Source organism: Agromyces binzhouensis (assembly GCF_004135055.1).
In the GTDB taxonomy this organism is placed as follows: domain Bacteria; phylum Actinomycetota; class Actinomycetes; order Actinomycetales; family Microbacteriaceae; genus Agromyces; species Agromyces binzhouensis.
The window spans coordinates 1-1,867 of record NZ_SDPL01000510.1 but is presented as its reverse complement, the minus strand read 5'-3'; the positions used below and the strand labels follow the sequence as shown (position 1 = coordinate 1,867).

Sequence of the window (1,867 nt, the reverse complement as noted above, 5' to 3'; positions counted from 1 at the left end):
CCGCGCCGACTGGCACGCGCGCGAGCGGGCGCACGCGGAACGGGCCGACGCCCTCACGGCCGGTCACCGGTCGCGCAGGGCGCGCGGCGAGCGGCATCCGATCGAGGACTTCCTCTTCACCTACTACTCGTACTCGCCGTCGCTGCTGCGCCGCTGGCATCCCGGTGCCGGCATCGAGCTGGCGGATGCCGCGGGCTCGCCGCGCGCCGACTGGCGCTGGTACGCAGCGGGCGCGACCGAGCGTGGACTCGTGGTCGATGCGGACGCGATGCGCGCCGAGAAGGGCGCGATGCTCGGCCCGGTCGAGCGGATGCTCCGACGCACCGCCGCCCGACCCGGGCAGTTCGGCTGCTTCGGCCTGCACGAGTGGGCGATGGTCCACCGGCAGGGCGAGCACCGGCATCCGGTGCCCCTGCGCCTCGGCCAGGCCGCGACCGACGAGGTCGTCGAGGCGCACGAGCTGCGCTGCACCCACATCGACGCGTACCGGTTCTTCACCCCTGACGCGACGCCCCGCAACCGCTTCGCGCCGACCAGGGAATCGCAGCCCGAGCTCGAGCAGCCGGGCTGCCTGCACGCGAACATGGACGTCTACAAGTGGGCGGTCAAGCTCGGCCCGCTCGTGCCGGGCACCCTGCTCCTCGACGCGTTCGAGCTCGCACGCGACATCCGGTACCTCGACATGCAGGCGTCGCCCTACGACATGGCGCCCTGGGGCGGCGAACCGGTGCGCATCGAGACGGCCGAGGGCAAGGCCGAGTACGTGCGGCGTCAGCGCGGCTTCGCCGAGCGGGCGAACGCGCTGCGCGCCGACATCCTCGCCGCCCTGCCCGCGTGATGAGCGCCGCCTGTCGCAGCGACGGCTCCCGGTGTTAGCATCCGGGAGCGCCGCCTACCGTGGTGGTATTCGCACGTGAGACGCCCCGATGGAGGCCAGCATGCCCGGATCGGATGACCTCGTCGCCGGAGCCCCGGCCTGGGTCGACCTGACCACGACCGACCTCGACGGGGCGGTCGACTTCTACACGAGCGTGTTCGGCTGGACGGCGGACCGCAGCGACGACGAACGGTACGGCGGGTACACGACCTTCCTCCTCGACGGCAGGCGCGTGGCCGGCGCCGGACGCCGCTCGGAGGACGACCCGGCGTCGCCGCACTGGACCGTCTACCTCCTGACCTGGAACGCGGCGGCGACGAGCGAGCGGATCGCCGAGGCCGGCGGCACGGTGCTCTTCGAGCCGATCGACATCCCCGACATGGGCGTCATGGGGCTCGCGATCGACGCGACCGGAGCCGTCGTCGGCTACTGGCAGCCGGGTGGCCTGCCCGGCTTCGACGTGTACGACGAGACGGGCTCGGCCACCCGGTTCGAGCTCGCGGCGAGCGACTTCGACGCGGCGGAGCGGTTCTACGCGCACGCGTTCCACTGGGACGTGGAGCACGGCGACGGAAGACCGCGCTACGCGGTCTACCGGCACCTCGGGCGCACGTTCGCGCGGATCCTCGACGCCGCGGACCTGCTCGGCGACGACCTGCCGCCCACCTGGAACGTCGGCTTCCAGGTCGACGACGTCGAGGCGACGCTCGCCCGGGCCGTCGCCGCGGGCGGCACGCTCGTGGTGCCGCCGTGGGACGTTCCCGACGGGCGGCGTGCGGGCCTCACCGACCCGAGCGGCGCGTACTTCGTCATCGCCTCGCCGACGTCCGGGACGTCGGACTCCAAGGCGGCGGCGACGACGTCCGCGCCCGAGGCGGCCGGGTAGCCGTGGCGACCTGGGACGTGGTGATCGTCGGCGGCGGCAGCGCCGGCCTCTCCGCCGCGCTCATGCTCGGCCGGTCGCGCCGGAGCGTGCTCGTCGTCGACGGC

2 protein-coding genes are annotated in these 1,867 nt (G+C 73.8%); both read left to right on the top strand.

Going from position 1 to position 1,867, the window contains the following annotated elements:
* The coding region (locus tag ESO86_RS16245; protein WP_129235878.1) for a 3-methyladenine DNA glycosylase at positions 1–838 on the top strand (838 nt) is incomplete at its 5' end.
* 100 nt (positions 839–938) lie between these two features.
* A complete protein-coding gene (locus tag ESO86_RS16240) occupies positions 939–1,763 on the top strand; it encodes a VOC family protein (RefSeq protein ID WP_165308097.1) in 825 nt (274 codons plus the stop codon).
* Positions 1,764–1,867 lie beyond the last annotated feature (104 nt).

Coding starts and splice junctions, on each gene's coding strand:
- ESO86_RS16240 (WP_165308097.1), top strand. CDS start 939: ATGCCCGGATCGGATGACCTCGTCGCCGGAGCCCCGGCCTGGGTCGAC.